Origin of the sequence: Bradyrhizobium sp. STM 3562 (genome assembly GCF_045571435.1) — a bacterium.
Classification (GTDB): domain Bacteria; phylum Pseudomonadota; class Alphaproteobacteria; order Rhizobiales; family Xanthobacteraceae; genus Bradyrhizobium.
In genome coordinates, this window is the sequence record NZ_CP120694.1 from 6,360,767 (window position 1) to 6,381,128 (window position 20,362).

Sequence of the window (20,362 nt, forward strand, 5' to 3'; positions counted from 1 at the left end):
CTCGCGGCCCATTTCTGAGCCGATCTGCCTTTTCGCGCTGCTGAATTTTTGACACAAACCCCTGGTTCCCGCGCGTCTCGCGTGGACCGGGAACAGGAAACATCGTGGTGGTGCGGAGATTGCAGATATTCGCGGCACCCGGAGGTGACGAGGAATGAGTTTGGGTACGGATAACGAACATCCGAGACAGATCTATCTGGCGCAGCCGCGCGGATTTTGCGCCGGCGTGGTCCGCGCGATCGAGATCGTCGAGCGTGCGCTGGAGAAGTACGGACCGCCGGTCTATGTGCGCCACGAGATCGTGCACAACAAATACGTCGTCGAAAGCCTGAAAAACAAGGGCGCCATCTTCGTCGAGGATCTCTCGGAGGTGCCGCCGATGGCGGTGACCGTGTTCAGCGCCCATGGCGTGGCGCGCTCCGTCGAGGAGGAGGCCGCCGAGCGCGGCCTGCCGGTGCTCAATGCGACCTGCCCGCTCGTGACCAAGGTCCACAATCAGGGCAAGCGCTACATGTCGAAGGGCCGGACCGTGATCCTGATCGGACATGCCGGCCATCCCGAGGTCGAGGGCACCATGGGCCAGGTCCCCGGCCCCGTGCTCCTGGTGCAGAATGTCGAGGATGTGAAGGCCCTGACGCTGCCAGCGGATACGCCGGTGGCCTACATCACGCAGACCACCCTTTCGGTCGACGACACCAAGGACATCATCGCGGCGCTGCAGGCCAAATTTACAGATATTCAAGGACCGGATATCCGGGATATCTGCTATGCGACACAGAACCGGCAAACTGCGGTAAGGGATCTTAGCAAGCTGGTGGATGTCATCCTGGTGGTGGGGGCCGCCAATAGCTCCAATTCGAACAGATTGCGCGAAATCGGCACCGAGGCCGGCGTCGCGAGTTATCTGATTGCGGACGGGAGCGAGTTAAACCCCGACTGGCTGAAGGGCGCCAAGACCGTCGGCATCACCGCCGGTGCGTCGGCGCCGGAAGTGCTGGTCGACGACGTTATTGAGGCGCTCCGGCGCATCGGCCCGGTGAGGGTATCGGTGCTGCCGGGTCGGGAAGAAAATATTGAATTTCGCCTGCCCGCCGAATTGGCGGCAGGCTGAACGGCAACCGTTGAGACTCGAGAAAGAAAACCCGTAATGGCAATACCGTTCCTGAAGGAGCTGCGTATCGGCAGCTATCTGATCAAGCAGAAGTTGCTCGGCCGGAAACGCTATCCGCTGGTGCTGATGCTGGAGCCACTGTTTCGCTGCAACCTCGCTTGCGCCGGCTGCGGCAAGATCGATTATCCCGACGCCATCCTCAACCGCCGCATGAGCGTGCAGGACTGCCTGGACGCCGCCGACGAATGTGGCGCGCCGATGGTGGCAATTCCCGGCGGCGAGCCGCTGATCCACAAGGACATCGGCGAGATCGTCAAGGGTCTCGTTGCCCGCAAGAAGTTCGTCTCCTTGTGCACCAACGCGCTGCTGTTGGAGAAGAAGCTCGACCTGTTCGAGCCCTCGCCGTACCTGTTCTTCTCCGTGCATCTGGACGGCCTGCGCGATCACCACGACAAGTCGGTGTCGCAGAAGGGCGTGTTCGATCGCGCCGTCTCCGCGATCAAGGCGGCGAAGGCGCGCGGCTTTACCGTCAACGTCAACGCCACGATCTTCGACGGCCATCCGGCGGAAGAGATCGCCAAATTCCTCGACTTCTGCACCGAGCTCGGGGTCGGCGTATCGATGTCGCCGGGCTATGCCTATGAGCGCGCGCCCGACCAGGAGCACTTCCTCAACCGTACCAAGACCAAGCGGCTCTTCCGCGACGTCTTTGCGCTGGGCAAGGGCAAGAAGTGGAATTTCATGCATTCGGGCCTGTTCCTGGACTTCCTGGCCGGTAACCAGAACTTCGAATGCACGCCGTGGGGCATGCCCGCGCGCAACATCTTCGGCTGGCAAAAGCCCTGCTATCTGCTTGGCGAAGGTTACGCCAAGACCTTCAAGGAGCTGATGGAGACCACCGACTGGGATTCCTACGGCACGGGCAAGTACGAGAAGTGCGCCAACTGCATGGCGCATTGCGGTTACGAGCCGACCGCGGCGACGGCGGCGATCAACAACCCGCTCAAGGCGATGTGGGTGGCACTGCGCGGCATCCGCACCACCGGTCCAATGGCGCCGGAGATCGACCTCTCCAAGCAGCGCCCGGCGCAGTACATCTTCTCAGAGCAGGTCCAGAAGAAGCTCTCAGAGATCCGCCGCGAGGAGGCCCTCGCTGCCAAGCAGAAAGCCTCGACAGCCGCGTAAGGAGCGCAGCGCGCGGTTGAAATCGATCCCGGTCGAGACCAGCGCGCTGAGCGTCCGCGGATTGCGGACCACGCCGGAGAAGATCTTGCGCAGATCGACCTTGCCATCCGGCCTGATCGCCGATTTGGCAAGGGCCGGCAGCGAGCGGTGAGCCGAATCACTGATCACGCGCAGCGCCGCGAACGGCAGGCCGGCATCGGCTGCATAGGCCGCGGCGATGTGGCTTTCCATGTCGACCGCTTTGGCGCCCGTCTGCAGCCACAGGGCCGCCTTACGGGCCTGGGCGGCAACCACCTCCTCCGCCCCGGCAAGGCCGCCACGGATGATGCGCCGGCGCCTCAGCGCCACGCTCGCCACCACCTCTTCGTTCAAGGACAGCTCGGCGAGCCATCGGCCGTCGCCGGCGACGACCTCGGTCGCCAGCACGATATCGCCCGGTTTCAACGAGGGGTCGAGGCCGCCCGCCACGCCAAAGCTGATGACGCCGCGGATCGTCGTCGGATCAAACACGGTCAGCAGCGCACGCAACTGCTTCGGATCACTACTTGAGCAAATGACGACCATGCCGGGGCCGGCCGCAATGCGGGCCTCCTGCACCAGACCGGTCACAATCAGAACTGGCCGCGGATCGATCCCCTTATCCGCGGTCGCCTCGTCCTCCGCCCCCAAACTCACTTCTCGACCCCTGCCACCCTGCTGTTGGTGTTTTCAATTCCGATCCCGCGCCGGCACCCTCGGCGGGACGAATTCACAATACCCATGTAGCGCAGATAAAATACCCGTGGAAATCCGGTTGGTATCAAACGCCGCCGTTCCACAAGCCTTTTTCGGAATGTGTTGCAAGTGGGTACCGCCCCTGCGCGCCACGGCCAGATGGTCTATCCGGCCCGCAACCCTAACAAGCAAAGCCCGTGCCGTTCGTTCGCGGGCGCTACGAGCCGGCGGCCAGCACATGATCCGCGGCGCGGTCCCCTGACTGGACCGAGCCCTCGATCGTCGCCGGCAGTCCCGTAGCCGTCCAGTCCCCCGCGAGAAACAGGTTCCTGAAAGCCGTGACCGGCCCCGGACGCAGAGCATTTTGTGCAGGTGTCGCCTCGAAAGTCGCACGGCGCTCGCGCACGATCTGCCAGGGCGGCAACTCGCCGGCAACGCCTCCGGCCTTGCAGATGTCCTGCCAAATGGCCTGCGCGAGCTCCTCGCGCGGCTGATCGACAAGCCGGTCGCCATTGCTGATGGTGACCGAGAGCCGCTGTGGGAAGGCGAACAGCCATTCCACGAGCCCGCCGACGACGCCCAGGATCGGCGGCGCATCGCGGGGCGGGTCAAAGCGGAAATGCGCGTTCACGATGGCGCGGAATTTCGTCGGCGTCTTCAGGCCCGGCAGCAGCGAGGCCGCCGCCCGCGGCGGCACGGCCAGCACCACGGCATCCTCCGCGCCAAGCGCGATCGTGTCGTCGCCGCCGAATTTCAGCGCGCTGACGCGGTCCCCCGCCATCACGAGCTCGCGCAGCTCATGACCGATGCGGATGCTCGCCCCCCTTGCCTGGAGATGCTTGATCGCAGGCTCGATCAACACCGCGCTCAAGCCGTCGCGCGCGATCAGGGGCCGACAAGCCTGTCCACCGGCGAGCAGGGTTTCGCGCACGATCGCCCCGGCGAGGCCCGCCGAGCCTTCGGGCGGATCAAGATTGAGCGCTGCAAGCAGGAGTGGTTGCACCAGCCGATGATACAGCGTGCCCTCGCAGCGAATGGCCTCGTCGATCCGCTTGCTCTCCTTGGCCCAGATCAAGGGCGCCAGCGCAAGATAGTCGGCCAAGCTGGTATCGGGCACGCGGCGGCTTGGATCGAGCACCCAAAGCGGCAGCCGGCCATCACCAAGATCGAGCTGCCAGCGCCGCCCGGTCGCTAAATCGACAAAGGGAAACTGCGCTCGCGCCGGCCCGACCAGTCCCTTCTCGCTGCCGATGGCGCGCGCATAGGCCAGCGCATGATGATTGGCTGACAGCAGCAGGTGGTTGCCGTTGTCGATGGTGAGATTGGTCGCCGCGTCGAAATAGGAACGGCAGCGGCCGCCCGCCTGCTGCGTGGCCTCGTGCACATGCACTTGATGGTTCGCGTCCGCCAGCCGTACGGCCGCGGACAGGCCCGAAATTCCGGCGCCGATGATGTGGACGGTCTTTGGCATCAGATGAAGGCGTAGCGCAAGACGATGGCGAGGCGGGCGAATTTGCCGACGCGGACCGGTGCGCGCGGGGCCGCAAATCCCCGCGCGATCAGCAGTTGCAGGATCGCGTGATAATATTTCGACATGATCCGCGGCGCGCGCACGAGGCGGCGCGGATGGCGCGCCATGATTTTGTCTGCCTCGACAAAATGGGACCGCGCCCGTTCGACCAGCGCCGCGCAGACCTTCGGCAGCGCTTTCTCGGTCGCGACCCTGAGCGGGTCGGTCGAGGTGATACCGTTCTTTTCCAGCTCCTCGCGTGGCAGATAGAGCCGGCCGAGGCTCGCGTCCTCGTCGATGTCGCGCAGGATATTCGTCAACTGCAGCGCCCGGCCGAGATGATGAGCGAGCAGAATGCCGTCATCGCTGGGCAGCCCGAATACCCGCACCGACAGTCGTCCGACCGCGCTCGCCACACGATCGCAATAGAGATCAAGCGTCGCAAGGTCCGGCGCGCGGATCTCCTGCGGCACGTCCATCTCCATGCCGTCGATGATGGCGAGGAAATCCTCGCGCTGCAGGCCGAACTTCTTCACCGAGGCGACATAGTCGCGCAGGCGCGGCGGCGGATTGCCACGGTACAGCGCATCGATGTCCTCGCGCCACTGCTGCAGCGCGCTGAGCCGCTCCGGGCGCGGACCGTCGGAATCGGCGATGTCGTCGACCTGGCGGCAGAAGCTGTAGATCTGAAACATCGCGTCGCGCTGCTCGCGCGGCAGGATGCGCATGGCGGCATAGAACGAGCTGCCGGACGCAGTCGTGCCGTAATTGGTGTCAGGCGCGGCAGCTTGAACCGTCATCGGCCTGCCGCCGCTTTGGACACGGGCCGCCGGCCCACGACGCGTCGCACCGTCTCGGCCGCCATGCCGCCGAGACTGTGGAAGAGCAGCTCGAGCGGGCTCAGATGCACCCGCTCGCTCAGCGGATCGCGGACTTTGAGCAACCGCACGATCTTCTCGGCGAAGGCATAGATCACCGAGATTTCAAGCCCAAGCCGAAAATCCTTCACTTCGGCGCTGAACGATTTGCTGTCTTCGAGCAGGCGCTCGTTGCGCGCGGCGAGCGCCTGCAGACACTGCAGCAGCTCCGCCGGCGCCTTGTCGCTTCCAAGCATTTCGACCGACGCACCCGACGCCGCAAGCGCATCGCGCGGGAGGTAGACGCGATTGAGATTGCGAAAATCCTTGCCGCAATCCTGCAAATGGTTGTTGATCTGAAGCGCAGCGCAGAGTGCGTCATTGGCCGGCCAGGTCGAGGTACTCTCGCCATGGACGTCCAGCACGAAGCGGCCGACCGGCATCGCGGAATAGCGGCAATAATGGATGAGGTCGTCCCAGTTCTCGTAGCGCAGCTTGGTCACGTCCATCCGGAATGCAGCGAGCAGATCGAGCGCATGGCGCGGCGGCATGCCGCGCTCGGCGAGCGCCCGCCGCAAGAGAACCGCCTCTTTCTGGCTGTCGCCCTTGCCGAGCAACTCGGCCTCGAGCAGGTCGAGATAGGCGAGCTTGTCGCTTGCTGCGAGCGTTGCATGGTCGGCAATATCGTCGGCGGTCCTGACAAAGTTGTAGAAGGCGAGAATCGGCGCCCGATGCCGCGGGTGAATCAGAAACGAGGCGACCGGAAAATTCTCGTCGCGGTGCGTCTTTCCGGATCGCAATTCGCTCGCGGCGGTCATCGGGAACTGGCCACATCCGTTGGGGCGCGAAGGCCTGAAGGTCACCAAACGATCTTCGCGCGAAGCCGCGAAGCACGGCTCCCATATAGGGGAATATGCTTTCAAAACCAATGCTGTCTGGGTGTTCCGCCGGCCCCCGGCTCGGCTTTGCGGGGGCGCGGCGGCAATTGTTAGCGCGCCTGGCGCGCCGCTGACGCGCCTGGCTTGGCGATTATTGCCCGTGGGACTTCAGCACCAAGTCGCAGGCCGGGCTGATTTTGGCACGGTTTTCCTTGAGGCAGGCGAGAATCGTGAAGTCGCCTTGATCGATGACGGCGCGGCAGTGCTTCTCCACGTCACGGGTGCAAGCCTTCTGCTCCTCCGGCGTTCCACGCCCATTGTCAGCGAAGGAAGCGGTGGAAAAGACAAGCGGCAACAGCGCAAGGGCCAGAAGATATTTACGCATCATGTTCCTTCATTCTGAAGCAGAGTTTATCCGCCCCGCGCGAGGCATCGCCGGGAAGGTTTTTGGGATTAAAAGCGCCGCGAACCCCCGCGCGTCGCTTCGAGAAGCACAAGCGTGGACAAATGCGGCCAAATTTGCGGCGACCGCCTCCCCCTTTGTGGGCTTCCGGGATGTCGTTCATTGGCACAGATAAGCTTTTGATACTAGAACATTATTCTGCCGCGATTGCTTTTCGTACTTGGCTGTTGCAAGCATGCAATCCTGGCCGGGAGGCTAGGGCCGATCGGTTGAGGATTCCGCTATGCGAGAGGCTCACAAATCGGCTGATTCGCTTTACGGGCGCGCGGCCCTGTCATTTGAACCTAACACAGTGCAACAACACTAAACCTTCGATGCAGCGACGCGCGCACCATGAATGACAGGCGTCATTTTGGAGAGATGGGAAACGCGATATGAAACTGTTTGGCTCCAGTCCGTTTGCGCAGGCGATGAAAGCCGCAGGCGTCGGCGCCGCACTGATGATGTCCGTCTCGGCGGGGCACGCGCAGTCGGGCAGCCCGTTCGCCGGCTTCAACGGCGCCTGGTCCGGCACCGGAACGGTTGCGCTGTCTGACGGCACCGTTGAGCGCATTCGCTGCAAAGCGGACTACAAGGTCGATGGCACGGGGTTGGGTCTGCGGCAGACCCTGCGCTGCGCCAGCGACAGCTACAAGTTCGATCTCACCAGCGACGTCACCAGCAACGGCGACCGGCTTTCCGGCAATTGGAGCGAGGCCAGCCGCAACATCAATGGCAGCTTGCAGGGCACCGCCGGCGGCGGCCAGATTCAGGTCTTCGTCGAGGCCAACGGATTTGCCGCCAACCTGACGTTGCGCACCACCGGCAACAAGCAGACCGTGCAGATCAACTCCAAGGGTGAGATCCGGGGCGTCAACATCACGATGGTCAGGAGCTGAACGCCCTCGACGCTGTTTTACGCAAAGTTCGCCCCCGGCACTCTCTCAAGGCGGATCGAGAGCCGGGGGCTTTTTCATTTCATCGCGTAGGGTGGGCAAAGGCGCATTTGCGCCGTGCCCACCACAAAACTGCGCGGCGCCTGTTGGTGGGCACGCTTCGTTTTGCCCACCCTACAACCATGTATCGTATCGACAGCTCCGTGAGTTAGTCTCACACCGAGCGTTTCTCCGGCCCGTGGATGCGCTCGTGCAGATTGATCAGCCACATCGCGGTCGGCCGCAGGATGAAGAGGTCGGCGACTAGCGCGGCCACCATCGAAAACGCGCTGAGCCAGCCGAACAGCCGCAGCGACGGCAGGTCGGAGAAAATAGTAACGCCAAGGCCGCAGGCCAGCACCACCGTCGTCAGGATCAGTGCCGGGCCGACCAGCACCGTGGCGCGCTCCACCGCCACTGCCGAGGTGACGCCGGGCTTGGTCTGCAAGCGCAGGCGGTTCAGGAAATGAATCGTGGCGCTGAGCCCGAGGCCGAAGGACACCGTCAGCGCGACGACGCTGGCAAATTGCAGCCCCTCTCCCAGTAAGTAGAGCAGCGTGCCCGACATCACCACCGGGAAGATGCCCGGCAGGATGCAGGCCAACATCACCACCCAGGAGCGGAACGCGAGGCCAATGAAGATCGCGACGAAAGCGAATTCGATCGTGAGACCGCGGTTAAGCTTCTCGATCATGTTGGCCGAGTTGCGCGCGGCTATGGCGGCAAGCCCGGTGACGGCGATCTCATAGCCCGGGTGCTTCTTGCGCACCGCGTCCAGTTCATGGTCGAGCTTCTCGACCACAGGCAGAAGCTGGCTGGAATCCTTGTCAGGCACCCTGCCCGCCACCACCACCGCGTCCTGCTCCGGATCGATGAAGCGCTGCACCAGATATTTGGGAATGAGGTCGACATATTCCTTCAACGTTCCGACATCCGTGGTGCCGACCTTTTCGGCGAGCCAGCGGCGCAGCGTCTCCAGCGACCAGACATTGCCCACGCCGGCCGCGCGCTCGACCGTGGCGTGAACATCGGCGATCGTCTGCAAGGTCTCGGGCGAATAGAGCGACGCGCCCTTGGGGAATTCGATCAGCACGTTGATCGGATTGGCGCCGGTGAGCTTGGCGTCCAGCCGCTCGCTCGCGGCGACCGCCTGCCGCTTGTCCGGCACCTGGTCGGCAAGCCGGTAGCGCGGCTGCAGGTTGGCATAGACCAGCCCAAGGCTGCCTACGAACAACACCGCGATCAGGCTGAACAGGCCGGGACGGCTGACCATGCGTACCGCGATCCAGTAGCAAAAATTGCGCAGCATCTGCACGCCGGCATCGGCGCGCTGGAACTTGACCGCGAAGACATTCTCGTTGCGCACGAGCAGGACACCGAACACCGGCACCAGCGACAGCACGGCCAGCAGCGCAATAATGGTCGCGGCCAAGCCTGCCTCGCCGAACTTGCGGATCAGGTCGGAGTCGGAGAACTGCAGGGCAATGAAGGAAATGCCGGCGGTCGCGTGCGTCAGCACGCAGGCAGGTCCCACCACCAGCACGGCATTCTTGAACGCGGTAAACTTGTCCTGGCCCGCGATCAGCCGGTCGCGTGCAGCGAAAGTGAGCTGCATCGAGTCGGAGAAGCTGATCACCATGATGAGCGGTGTCATCACGTTCAGGAACATGTTGAGATTGAAATTGGCCCAGCCGAGCCCGCCGAGCGCCAGCAGGATCGCGATCATCGGCGGAAATGCCGCCACGACCATGAAGGAGATCTTGCGGAAGAAGATGATGGCGATGACGCAACCGGCAACGATGCCGAGGATATTATAGGTGAGCCCGTCGCGCTCCACCGCGTTGCGGATCTCGAGCTGCATGACCGGCACACCGGAGAGCTCGACGTTGAGCCCGGTATCGCCGAGGTCCTGCGAGACCAGCTTGCGGATATCGCCGACGGTCGTGGCGAGCTTATTCGAGGAGACGACGTCGGGCTCGAGCGATAGCACGATCAGCGCCAGCGTGCCGTCTTCTGAGAGCAGCTTCCCGCGAATGATTTCGTTGCTTTTGACCGTCTCGATGAACTTGCTATAGGCCTCGCCGGTCGGCAGTTCGTTCGGGAACAGCGCGGCCGGCAGCTTGCCTGGAGCCGGCGCCTGCCGGGCGGAGAACAGCGATACCAGCCCGCGCGTGCCGTCGACGAGCTGCAGGTCGGTGACGAAGTCGCGCAGCTTTTCCAGATTGTCGCGCGCCAGGAGGTCCTTGCCTTCGACGACGACGAGCACATCGAATTCCTCCGCCGGGAAGCGTTTGGTCACCTCCTCGTACTGGTGGAATTCCTTGGTGTCCGAGCGGAATAGCTGGGAGAGCGAATCGTCGATTTTGATGCGCTGGATGCCGAACACGGCGGCGATGACGAGGACGGCCAGAATGATGCAGGACAGGATCGGGGCCTTGACCGCAATCAGCCCAATCCGCTCCAGGCCGAAGGCGATGCTCCCCGTGGGGCGCTCTTCGACCTGCTCGACATGGACCTGACTGTCGTAATTCTTCTCGAGCATGCCCTGACCGGTTCTGGGATGGGAACAAATCTCTATAGCTTAACTTTCGCACGCGCGATTGTGCCAGGAGGCGGACGTCAAATCACTGCGCGCGGCCTTCATGGATCGGCACTAAGCCTTGATAATGTTTCGAAAAAATTACGGCTGGCGGTTTAGCAGGTCTGGCGCTCGCCTCGCAAGTTCCCCCCGCGAAAGCGTGAAAAATCGATCGCCCTTGATGCTTTTGCGCCGCGCGTGGCGAATATGTCACGCGGAGGGCGCTGGCGGCGCGATTCGCACCTGCGCGGCCTCCCCGCTTTCATCCTTTAGTGCAACGCCTGTGACGTTCCGCCTCAACCCCTCGCGAACCAACCAGGCGATCTTGTAGGCGGCTTCGTCGTAAGTCAGCCCGTTGCGATGGATGTTGGAAACGCAGTTGCGCTCGGCATCCGAACGGCCCAGCCGCGGCGCAAACGTGAGATAGGCCCCTAGACTGTCGGGTGCCGACAGCCCGGGTCGCTCGCCGATCAACATCACGGCCATGCGCGCGCCGAGCAGCGCGCCAATTTCGTCCCCGAGCGCGACCCTTGCTCCGGAGGCGACCAAAGTCCGGCCAACGTCGATATGGTCGGCGGCAAGGCGCGGCAAGAGCTGCCGCATCAGTTCGACCGCATGGCTGTGCACGGCTGTCGGCGACAGGCCATCTCCTACCACGATCGCGACATCGCACGTCGCGCCCTTGCGCTCCTGCAGCATCTCGATGCCCGCTTGATCGAGCCGGCGGCCGAGATCGGGACGCTTGAGATAATCCTGCCGGTTCGCCGCTTGGCTGTTGACGGCGCGGACATCGAGGCCAAGCGTGCCAAGCGCCGCCATCAAGCTACGCACATCGAACGCCGCGTGCACGGCGTCGCGAGCGCGCGCGTGATCCAGGGTGAAGTCAAGCAGAGCTTTCGTCGTCAGGCTCGCGCCGGCACGGCCCAGCGCCACGCGCGCCGGCGTGAGCTCACGCAAACGCGAGACTGATCGGCGGGTCGGTGTGGTCATACACTCATTCGGCGGGCACCGCCGCCTCGCGCAGCCTGATCGAATAGTTCGAGGCGTTCTGATTGCCCCTCGTGGCTTCCTGAGCGAACCTGACCAGGTGATGGCCGACCAGCGTTGCCGCTAGCAGGCCTTCGATATCACCCTTCCGCAGCCGCTTGAGCGCAAACTTCCAGAACACGCGTCGGTAATCGCCGAGCACGCCGACTTTCCAGAAGACATTGCGCAGGATGACGAGCGCGCGCTTGATGTTGGCCCAGGTCGCCTGCCCGCGGATGGGCGGCTTCACCCGGTTGGCATAGGTATATTCGCATTGATAGTTGTAACGATCAAAGAGCCTTTCCGGGCCATAGGCGATTTCCATGCACCGCCTCCATTCGCTGACCACGTGGTCGTAGGGCAACAGGAACTCGACATTGGAATCGCGGCCCTCGTCGTGAATGAGCCGGCCCTCGCGCTCCAGCCGATCCCATAGCGGCGTCTTTGGTAATGCCTGCAAGAGATTGATGGTCAGCATCGGAATTCTGGACTGGTCGATGAATTGCAGCAGCGCATCAGCCGTATCGGGTTTATCGGTGTCGAGCCCCATGATGATGCCCGAGACCACTTCCATCCCGTAGGAGTTGATGGTGCGCACGCCCTCCAGGATCGGGACCATCATATTGTGGTCCTTCTGCATCGCCTTCAGCGCGTCGGGATCGGGCGTCTCGATGCCGCAGAAGATGGTGATGAAGAACGCCTCCTGCATCTTCTCCAGAATTTCGGGCCTTTTCGCGATGTTGAGCGTCGCCTCGCAGGCGAGCCGCGTCGGATAGCCGTGCTTCTTCTGCCATTCGATCAGATGCGGCAGCAACTCCAGCGCCGCCTTGCGGTTGCCGATGAAATTGTCGTCCACGAAATAGACCGTGTTGGTTGATCCGCCTTCGCGCAGCTTGTCGAGCTCGGCGATGATCTGCTGCGGCGTCTTGACGCGCGGATTGCGGCCGTAGAGGCCGGGAATGTCGCAGAACTCACATTGATAGGGACAGCCGCTCGAGTACTGGATGTTGGCCAGGAAATATTTGTCCAGTTCGGCGAGCTCGTAGGCCGGCACCGGAAATTCGGTCATTGGCAGGCGATCGAGCGTCTTGAACACGACCTGTTGCGGCGGCCGCGAGACATCGCGCGCGAGCTGCGCGAGCAATGCATTGGTCGCGTCGCCCAACTCGCCGAGGTGCAGGTAGTCGAAGGCTGGATAATATTCCGGGCAAGCGCTCACCGAAGGCCCGCCGATGGCGACGGGCAGGTCATATTCGTGCGCGCGACGGCAAATGTCGTTCATCTGCTTGCGCTGGATGTGCATGCCGCTGACGAAGACCGCGTCGGCCCACTCGAAGTCTTGCTTCGCTGCCGGCTGGATGTTCTCATCGACGAAGCGCACCTGCCAGTTTTCCGGCAGATAGGCCGCGATCAGCAGCAGGCCCTGCGGGGGCATCAAGGCCCGAACGCCGTCCGTCAATGGATAGGCGTATTCCCAGGTCGCGAAAGCGGACGTATAGCGCGGGAACACACAAAGAATGCGACGCACCGTCTCACTGCTTGCAGCTCTCATCGACTCCCCTCCGCCATTGCGCACCGGTCCGGCAAATCATCAGTGCGTGCGACAAAGCTGGGCCTAAAAATGCTCAAGATTGTGACCGCCGCTCTCATCCCCCTCGAGATGCTCTAGAGACGCTCGTTTCCCGGCTCCGGCTCAAATGGCGGGGCTCTCCTGTTCGATCAAGCGCGAGGCAAATTCGGGTAACTGCCCTGCATCGCCGACAAGCCGGAAGCTGGAATCGGCGAGCCCGACCTGAAGTAGCCAGTCGTCGAATTCCGGCGCACGCTTCAGGCCGAAGAGGTCGCGGACATAAAGTGCATCGTGGAAGGAGGTGGACTGATAGTTCAGCATGACGTCGTCGGCCCCCGGTACCCCCATGATGTAGGTGACGCCGGCCGCGGCGAGCAGCGTCAAGAGATTGTCCATGTCGTCCTGATCAGCCTCGGCATGGCTAGTGTAGCAGACATCGACACCGAGCGGCAGGCCCAGCAGCTTGCCGCAGAAATGGTCCTCGAGGCCCGCGCGGATAATCTCCTTGCCGTCATAGAGGTACTCGGGCCCGATGAAGCCGACCACACTGTTGACCAGGAGCGGATTGAACGCGCGCCCCACCGCATAGGCGCGGGCTTCGCAGGTCTGCTGGTCGACGCCATGATGGGCATTAGCCGACAGCGCAGAGCCCTGCCCTGTCTCGAAATACATCAGATTTTCGCCGACCGTACCGCGCCGCAGCGAGCGGCCCGCCTCATACGCTTCCCGGAGCAACTTCAAGTCGACGCCAAAGCTGCGGTTGGCGGCTTCGGTCCCGGCGATGGACTGGAAGACGAGATCGAGCGGAAAACCCTGATTGATCAGGTCAAGGCTCGTGCTGACATGGGTCAGCACGCATCCTTGAGTCGGGATATTCAGCCGCGCGATCACCTCATCGAGGAGGTGGAGCAACCTGCCGATAGTGGCGGGATCGTCACTTGCGGGATTGATGCCGATACAGGCATCGCCCGACCCGAGCAGGAGGCCGTCGAGGATGGAGGCGGTGATGCCCCTGGCATCGTCGAAGGGGTGATTCGGCTGCAACCGCGCGCTCATGCGGCCCGGCAGGCCGATGGTGTCGCGAAAGGCCGTGGTCACCTGGCACTTTTTTGCGACCAGAATCAGGTCCTGGTTGCGCATCAGTTTCGATACCGCCGCCGCCATTTCCGGCGTGATGCCGCGCGAAAGCTTTTGCAATGCATCGGTCGTCGCCGCATCCGACAACAGAAAATCGCGGAACGCGCCGACCGTCATGGCGGCGACCGGCGCAAACGCCTGTTCGTCATGGGTGTCGATAATCAGGCGGGTGACCTCGTCGTCCTCGTAAGGGATCACGGCCTCGTTGAGGAATTGCCGCAGCGGAACGTCAGCCAGCGCCATGCGCGCAGCGATCATCTGTTCGGCGGTTTGGGCCGCGATCCCCGCCAGCCGATCGCCCGAGCGCGGCGGCGTCGCCTTGGCGAGGAGATCGCGCAGATCGTCGAACAGGTAAGCAGTGGCGGCGATGGTGTGGCGATAGGCCATGGTCACTGGCTCCCTGCGCGTCCTGTGCGTTGCAAAGGTAAACGGCGCCGACCGAGGTGTCCTGTATTATTACGGGATTCCTGCAAAGGCCGGCTTTGACGCCTCACCAGCCCCTGCAAAAACATGATTTCGATAAGCAATTCCTGTGCAAGTTGCAGCGCACAAGGGCTCGCGCATTAAGATTTTATCCATCGGAACCCTGCACAATCACGTATCGGCTGGCGCACTTGCCAGGTTCAGAGGGAGCCCGTCGGCCCAACATTTCAACAGCCGAAATTCCATCATGAGCCTGTTTTCGCGCCTCTCGCTTGCGGCGAGGCTGTATTCGATTTTCACGCTGTTCGCCGTGCTGACCGCAGCGATCGCAGTGCTGTCCGACTATAACAGCCGCCGCAATACCGAACTCACCGCTGCCATCGAGCGGGCCAACCTTGCTGCTCTCAATGTCGAGCGCGTCAATTCGCTGGTCTATGCGGTGGTCATGGAGTCCCGCGGCGTCTACATGTCGACCGATCCGGCGGCTGTGCGGAAGTTCGGTGACGGCATGCTCAAGTTCAACGACCAGATTCTCGGCATCGTCCAGAAATGGGAAGGTATCGTCCAGGCTGACGATGCCGCACAGTTTGCAACCTTTAAGAGGCGCATCGAGCAATTCGTCGATTTCCGCAAGGAGCTGGTGCGCCGCGCCAACGAGATCAGCCCCGCGGCGGGGCGTGAATGGGGCGACAATGATGCCAACCGCACGGTGCGCTCGGCACTGAACAAGGATCTCGAGGCGCTGTCAAAGGTCTATGCCGAGCGTGGCAGGCAGATCTCGGCGGAGACCGAACTCAACCGCGAGCTTTCCTTCGTGCTGACCTGCCTGGGCGGCGTTGCACTGGCACTCGTCGTGATCGGCGTGGTCATCATCGCGCGCTCGATCGCGCGGCCGCTGTCGGCGATCACGGCGACGATCGAGCGTGTCGCCGAAGGCGGCGACCATGTCCAGGTACCACACACCGAACGCAGCGACGAGATCGGTGCGCTGGCCCGGGCCATTCGCATTTTCCAGGAAGCGATGGAGCGCAACCGCAATCTCAACGCCCAGGTGTCGGCGGATTCCAGGGCGCGTGACGAGCGCAGCCGGCACATCGAAGCCGCAGTCGAAGAGTTCCGGCAGGCGATCGGCGCGGTGGTACGTGCCGTCGACGAGAATGCGACCGCGATGCGCGGAACGGCGGAGACCATCAACCGCGTGACCTCGGACGCCAATGCGCGCGCGGATGCCGCGGCCGGCCTGACCGCGCAAGCCTCCGGCAATGTCTCCGCGGTGGCGAGCGCCACCGAGGAGCTCTCCGCCTCCGTGCAGGAGATCGGCCGTCAGGTTCGGCAATCGGCGGCCGCCGTCGAGCAGACCGGCGCGCGCACTGAAAAATCGATCGCCGAAATCGAGAGTTTGGCCGCGGCCACGCAGCGGATCGATGGCGTGCTGACGCTGATCCAGGCGATCGCCGAGCAGACCAACCTCCTCGCGCTCAACGCCACCATCGAGGCGGCTCGCGCCGGCGATGCCGGCCGCGGCTTTGCGGTGGTCGCCCACGAGGTCAAGGCGCTGGCAGGACAGACCGCCAAGGCCACCGAAGAGATCGGCCAGAATGTCGCTCTGATCCAGAACTCGACCAAGAACGCGGTCGACGCCGTGCGCGAGATCGGTCATGCCGTCCGCGAGATCAACGACATCACATCGACGATCGCCGGCGCCGTTGGGCAGCAGGATGCTGCCACGCGCGAAATATCCGTCAACGCGCAATCGGCGGCGCAAGGCAACCACACGCTGGTCGCCAACATCGGCTCGCTGCGTGACGCGATCGGCGAAACCTCGGCCGCGGCGGCCTCGGTTCTGTCAGCCTCTGGCGGCCTTGCCTCGACCGCGGAGACGCTGTCGAACGAGGTTGAAAAGTTCTTCCGCAATTTGCGCGCAGGCCCGGCGGGGGGCCAGAAGGTGGCCTAATCAGTGAACCCTCACAATGCGTCGGGTGGGCGCGGCGCAAACGCGCCTGTGCCCACCCTGCGGTCGCGGTTTGGTTTGTCAGTACCGCCACTCCGCACGCGACCTACGCCACACAACCGGCGGAGGCGGCGGGCCGACATCACGCTGCCAGACGCGGCCATCGTCGAACTGGATCCGCATGCCGTCAGGCGAATAGACGGCGCCCTCGTCACGCGCATCGATCCAGATCCGGCTATAGGGTGCGTTCCAGTCGGGCCAGGCCTTGAACGAGTCGCCCGCTTCCGTCGTCAGCGTTACCGCCTCGCCATTCTGCGTGACGAAGGCGGGCGCACCGAACATGCCGTCCCGGCAATTCTGAATGCACCGATAAGTGCCGGTCAGGTTGACCGTTGCGGCCGAGGCGCCGGTGGCGGCGCATGCGGCCAAGAGGCCAAGGGCCAGCGATAATCGTCTCATCAGGATCACTCCATCGCTTGCATCACAAGATGAGCCCGACAAGGCGGGCTTCGGCGACGAACAATCCCCGACAGCAGGTCTTTGTTCCCGTTGTCTCCCGCAGTTCCAACACCGCTCCGTGATCTGGAACTCCTATCATTTATGATTTCAGCACGGAACATGTTCACTCCACGAGCAACACATCGACGGCGACATTCAGCTTCTGCTTGGGCGAGCCGACGATGATGCCGTCCACCGGCGACACGTCGGAAAAATCGCGCCCGATCGCAATCATGATGTGATCGTTCTCGACCAGCAGATCGTTGGTCGGGTCGAAGCCGATCCAGCCGAGCGCCTCGCCGCACCACAGCGAGACCCAAGCATGCGTCGCATCCGCACCCTCCAGGCGTGGCTGGCCTGGCGGCGGAATGGTGCGCAGGTAACCGCTGACATAGGCCGCCGGCAGGCCGAGGCCGCGGAGCCCTGCGATCATCACATGAGCAAAATCCTGGCAGACGCCGTGGCGGTTCTCGAACACTTCGTTGAGCGGCGTGGAGATCACGGTGGCCTTCGCATCGTATCTGAACTGGGTGCGAATGCGATGCATGAAATCCGCGGCGCCAGCGAGAATCCCGCCGCCCCGCGGAAAGCTCGCGGCGGCGTAAGCCGTGATCGGCGCAAGCACCGGTACCAGCGGGCTTGCGAAGACATAGCCGATGGGCGATGCGGGACCGAGACTGTTGGCCCCGAACGCGATATCGCGAATGCGCTCCCAAGCGGGGCTCTGCACGGCGCGGCCGGGCGCCTTGCGCGCGACCTCTACACGCGAGCGCGAGTCGATGCGCAAATGGCGATGCGGGGCTTCGATCACCACACTCTCGGTGAGCGTGCCGAAGAAGTCGCGCCGCATCGTGCGCTCGATCGGACGCGGCCGAATCTCGACGTGGTGCGACATCAATCGCTGCCCGTGCCCGCTCAGCGGCTCCAACCGCAGCGTGCAGCGGGCGAAGCTGACCGCGCCCTCATAAGCGTAGGTGGTGACGTGACGGATGTCGTAGATCACGCAAGGCCCGTCAGCTTCTCGGGCCGGCTGGCATTGGGCCCATGCGGGAAATAATGCGAGCCGATGGCATCGGCGAGATTGAGCAGGTCCTGCTCGAGCGCGAACAGCGTCTTGGTGTCAAGCGAAGCCGCTTCCGCGGTCGTGAGCGTGGATTGCAGCGCGACCGCAAGGCGTTGCGGCCGCTCGATCAGGCCGGTCTCCTTCAGCGCCGGCAGACTCGCGATATGCTCGTTCAGGGCCTGCACCTGGAATGCGACCGAACGCGGATTATAAGGATCGAGCACGGCAAGATCGCGCACCGGCGCCAACACCGGCGCGAGCAAATAGCGCGAGCGGTAGGTGATCTGGCAATCGACCAGGGTGAGCAGCGTATCGAGATCTTGATCGCTCGCCTCGTCATAGGCGAATTGGCGCGCGAAGCGGGTGGTGTTGATAGCGCGCTCGGCACGCCGACCCATTTCAAGGAAGCGCCAGCCGGCGGCGCGATTCATGTTCTCCTGGGCGAGGCCGGCGAAGCTCGCGAGCTCCTGCAGCGTGAGTTCAGCGGCGCTGATCACGCCGTCATCATCCTCGATCTCGTTGGCGAGCCGTTCAGCCATTTCGGTGATGACCTGCCAGGCATCCGGTGACAGGCGTTCGCGCAAGGACGTCGCGGTGCGCTGCGCCGCGCGCACCAAATTGAGACCCGAGCCGAACCGCTCCTCCGACTGCAGCGCTTCGGCCGCGACCTTCGCTGCTTGCATCCGCGCGCTCTGCGAGGCCGCGCCCCAGGCAACGAGCAGCCGCTGGATGCGTTCGGCCACCTGCAGCGCGCCGGGCGCGCCCTCGCCGGCATCGCGCTGGTGCGTGCCGAGCGCGCGCACGAGGCGCAAGGTCGCCTCGGCGCGTTCGAGATAGCGGCCAAGCCAGAACAGATTATCGGCGGCGCGGCTCGGCAGCACGCCGGCAATGCGCCGGATACGCACGGTGTCGGAGGCGGGCAAGAGCGTGCGGGTCGACACCTCCTTCTCGGAGACCACCCAGACATCGGCGGCGCGGGCGCCGTCGCCCATGGAGACGGCGCGCGCATCGAGCTGCTCGGCGATCCGGCAAAAGCCGCCGGGCATCATCACCCAGCCGTCTGGCGTCGCGGCCGCAAACACCCTGAGCACGAAGGGGCGCGGGGCGAGCCGGCCGTGGTCCCATACCGGCATCGTCGACAGCCGCACCAGCTCCTGGCCGGCGTAATCGATGCCACGGTCGCGGATGGCGGCTTTTAGCCGCTCGCGCTCGCTCGGCGACAGTTCGCTCGCCAGCACCGGGCCATAGTTGGCAAAGCCAGGGACGGCCCGGCTATAGGCGCCTTCGATCGCAAAATCGTCGAGTCGTGAGAGCACCTCCTCGCGCGCCGCCTTCTGGCCGCACCACCAGGTCGCGATGTGCGGCATCTTCAAATCCTCGCCCAACAGGCGCCGGCAAAGGCTTGGCAGAAAACCCAATAATGCGCGCGCCTCCAACACGCCCGATCCCGGCATGTTGGCGACCACGACGCCGCTCTTGCGCAGGACATCGATCAAGCCGGGCACGCCGAGATGCGAGGAGGCATCGAGCTCGAGCGGATCGAGCGAGTTGGAATCGACCCGCCGCAGCAGCACGTCGAGCCGCTTCAGGCCGGCAACGGTGCGGATATGGACGCGGTCGCCGGAGACGGCGAGGTCGTCGCCCTCGACCAGGAGAAATCCGAGATAGCGCGCCAGCGTCGCGTGCTCGAAATAGGTCTCGCTGAAGCTGCCCGGCGTAAGCACGCCGATACGCGGCTCGTCGCGATCGGCGCTGGCGCGAAGTGAGTCGCGGAAGGCCTCGAAGAATGGCGCAAGCCGCTCGACATTCATCGATTTGTAGAGCGAGGCAAAGGCGCGCGACAGCACCAGCCGGTTCTCCAGCGCGTAGCCAGCCCCCGACGGAGCCTGTGTGCGGTCGGAGAGCACCCACCAGCGGCCATCGGGGCCGCGCCCAACATCGGCGGCGTAGAGGCTCAAGTAGCGCCCGCCCGGCGGCTTGACGCCGCAGACAGGTCGCAAATATTCGGCGCTGCCGGCGACCGCTGCTGCGGGGATCGCGCCATCGGCGACGAGGCGGCCCTCGCCATAGAGGTCGCGCAGCACGAGCTCGATCAGCTCGGCGCGCTGCACGATGCCGGCGGAGAGTTGCAGCCAATCGGCCTCATCGATCAGAAGCGGCAGGTGACTGAGCGGCCACAGCCGCTCGGCGGCCTCGCCGGGCGCCCGGTAGGTGACGCCCGCTTCGCGCAAGTGCCGGTCGGCCGCGCCGAAGCGGCGCTCGATCTCGGCGGGCGACAGGGTAGCAAACGCATCGAAAAAACGGGTCCAGACCGCGCGCGGCCCGTCGCTGCCGATATATTCGTCGGGGATTCCGGGAAGCCGCGCATAGTCGCGCATCCACTGCGCCACGCGCCGCTGGCTGGGTCGCGGCCGCCCCGCCGCCTGCGCCTGGCCGGCCGCCTGCCCCGCACCTTGGCCCGCCTCATCGCTGGTGGCCGCCATC

The 20,362-nt window shown here is 63.9% G+C and carries 16 protein-coding genes; 4 read left to right on the forward strand and 12 right to left on the reverse strand.

Translation table 11 applies throughout. The annotated features are described in order from the left end of the window. The first annotated feature begins 154 nt into the window (after positions 1–154). Together ispH and hpnH are read left to right on the forward strand one after the other, a co-directional pair. Positions 155–1,111, forward strand: a complete 957-nt coding sequence (gene ispH / locus P6U23_RS29365; protein WP_407175880.1) for a 4-hydroxy-3-methylbut-2-enyl diphosphate reductase — start codon at positions 155–157, stop codon at positions 1,109–1,111. A 36-nt stretch (positions 1,112–1,147) separates the two neighbouring features. Beyond that, positions 1,148–2,296 carry an adenosyl-hopene transferase HpnH gene (gene hpnH / locus P6U23_RS29370; RefSeq protein ID WP_407175881.1) on the forward strand — a complete coding sequence of 383 codons (1,149 nt, stop codon included), beginning with the start codon at positions 1,148–1,150 and terminating at the stop codon, positions 2,294–2,296. Here the strand turns inward: hpnH and P6U23_RS29375 are convergent. From P6U23_RS29375 to P6U23_RS29395, 5 genes are all read right to left on the reverse strand, one after another. Beyond that, a complete protein-coding gene (locus P6U23_RS29375) occupies positions 2,237–2,971 on the reverse strand; it encodes a phosphorylase (protein WP_024508770.1) in 735 nt (244 codons plus the stop codon). The two genes, hpnH and P6U23_RS29375, sit on opposite strands and share 60 nt — an antisense overlap. 256 nt (positions 2,972–3,227) lie before the next feature. Continuing rightward, positions 3,228–4,481: a hydroxysqualene dehydroxylase HpnE gene (hpnE, locus tag P6U23_RS29380; protein ID WP_407175882.1), complete on the reverse strand. Its 1,254-nt coding sequence runs from the start codon at positions 4,479–4,481 to the stop codon at positions 3,228–3,230. Then, the gene (gene hpnD / locus P6U23_RS29385; protein WP_407175883.1) at positions 4,481–5,320 is read right to left on the reverse strand and encodes a presqualene diphosphate synthase HpnD; all 840 of its coding nucleotides are present in this window, start codon (positions 5,318–5,320) and stop codon (positions 4,481–4,483) included. Before hpnD ends, hpnE begins: the two co-directional genes overlap by 1 nt. Then, complete coding sequence (gene hpnC, locus P6U23_RS29390; RefSeq protein ID WP_407175884.1) at positions 5,317–6,195, reverse strand: squalene synthase HpnC; 879 nt, start codon at positions 6,193–6,195, stop codon at positions 5,317–5,319. Before hpnC ends, hpnD begins: the two co-directional genes overlap by 4 nt. Positions 6,196–6,406: 211 nt before the next feature. Further along, entirely contained in the window at positions 6,407–6,640 is a 234-nt protein-coding gene (locus P6U23_RS29395; protein ID WP_407181626.1) for a cysteine rich repeat-containing protein, read from the reverse strand. Positions 6,641–7,092: 452 nt separating this feature from the next. Here P6U23_RS29395 and P6U23_RS29400 point away from each other — a divergent pair, with 452 nt between their 5' ends. Next, a complete protein-coding gene (locus P6U23_RS29400) occupies positions 7,093–7,596 on the forward strand; it encodes a hypothetical protein (RefSeq protein ID WP_024508765.1) in 504 nt (167 codons plus the stop codon). Between the two features lie 211 nt (positions 7,597–7,807). Here the strand turns inward: P6U23_RS29400 and P6U23_RS29405 are convergent, their stop codons facing one another. The 4 genes from P6U23_RS29405 to P6U23_RS29420 all read right to left on the reverse strand — a co-directional run bounded on the left by P6U23_RS29405 (position 7,808) and on the right by P6U23_RS29420 (position 14,330). Then, on the reverse strand, positions 7,808–10,174 hold the full coding sequence (locus P6U23_RS29405; protein ID WP_407175885.1) for an efflux RND transporter permease subunit: 2,367 nt from the start codon (positions 10,172–10,174) through the stop codon (positions 7,808–7,810). 246 nt (positions 10,175–10,420) lie between these two features. Continuing rightward, entirely contained in the window at positions 10,421–11,200 is a 780-nt protein-coding gene (gene eutC / locus P6U23_RS29410; protein ID WP_407175886.1) for an ethanolamine ammonia-lyase subunit EutC, read from the reverse strand. A 4-nt stretch (positions 11,201–11,204) separates the two neighbouring features. After that, positions 11,205–12,788, reverse strand: coding sequence for a B12-binding domain-containing radical SAM protein (locus P6U23_RS29415; protein WP_407175887.1), 1,584 nt, complete (start codon positions 12,786–12,788; stop codon positions 11,205–11,207). Between the two features lie 141 nt (positions 12,789–12,929). Then, the gene (locus tag P6U23_RS29420; RefSeq protein WP_407175888.1) at positions 12,930–14,330 is read right to left on the reverse strand and encodes an ethanolamine ammonia-lyase subunit EutB; all 1,401 of its coding nucleotides are present in this window, start codon (positions 14,328–14,330) and stop codon (positions 12,930–12,932) included. A 283-nt stretch (positions 14,331–14,613) separates the two neighbouring features. Here P6U23_RS29420 and P6U23_RS29425 point away from each other — a divergent pair, with 283 nt between their 5' ends. After that, positions 14,614–16,320 carry a methyl-accepting chemotaxis protein gene (locus P6U23_RS29425; RefSeq protein ID WP_407175889.1) on the forward strand — a complete coding sequence of 569 codons (1,707 nt, stop codon included), beginning with the start codon at positions 14,614–14,616 and terminating at the stop codon, positions 16,318–16,320. Between the two features lie 78 nt (positions 16,321–16,398). On the opposite strand, the gene P6U23_RS29430 is transcribed toward P6U23_RS29425, so the two are convergent. The 3 genes from P6U23_RS29430 to P6U23_RS29440 form a co-directional block, all read right to left on the reverse strand. Continuing rightward, positions 16,399–16,785, reverse strand: coding sequence for a hypothetical protein (locus P6U23_RS29430; protein WP_407175890.1), 387 nt, complete (start codon positions 16,783–16,785; stop codon positions 16,399–16,401). A gap of 154 nt (positions 16,786–16,939) precedes the next feature. Further along, entirely contained in the window at positions 16,940–17,818 is an 879-nt protein-coding gene (locus P6U23_RS29435) for a transglutaminase N-terminal domain-containing protein (protein WP_407175891.1), read from the reverse strand. Further along, positions 17,815–20,361: a circularly permuted type 2 ATP-grasp protein gene (locus P6U23_RS29440; protein WP_407175892.1), complete on the reverse strand. Its 2,547-nt coding sequence runs from the start codon at positions 20,359–20,361 to the stop codon at positions 17,815–17,817. Before P6U23_RS29440 ends, P6U23_RS29435 begins: the two co-directional genes overlap by 4 nt. Position 20,362 lies beyond the last annotated feature (1 nt).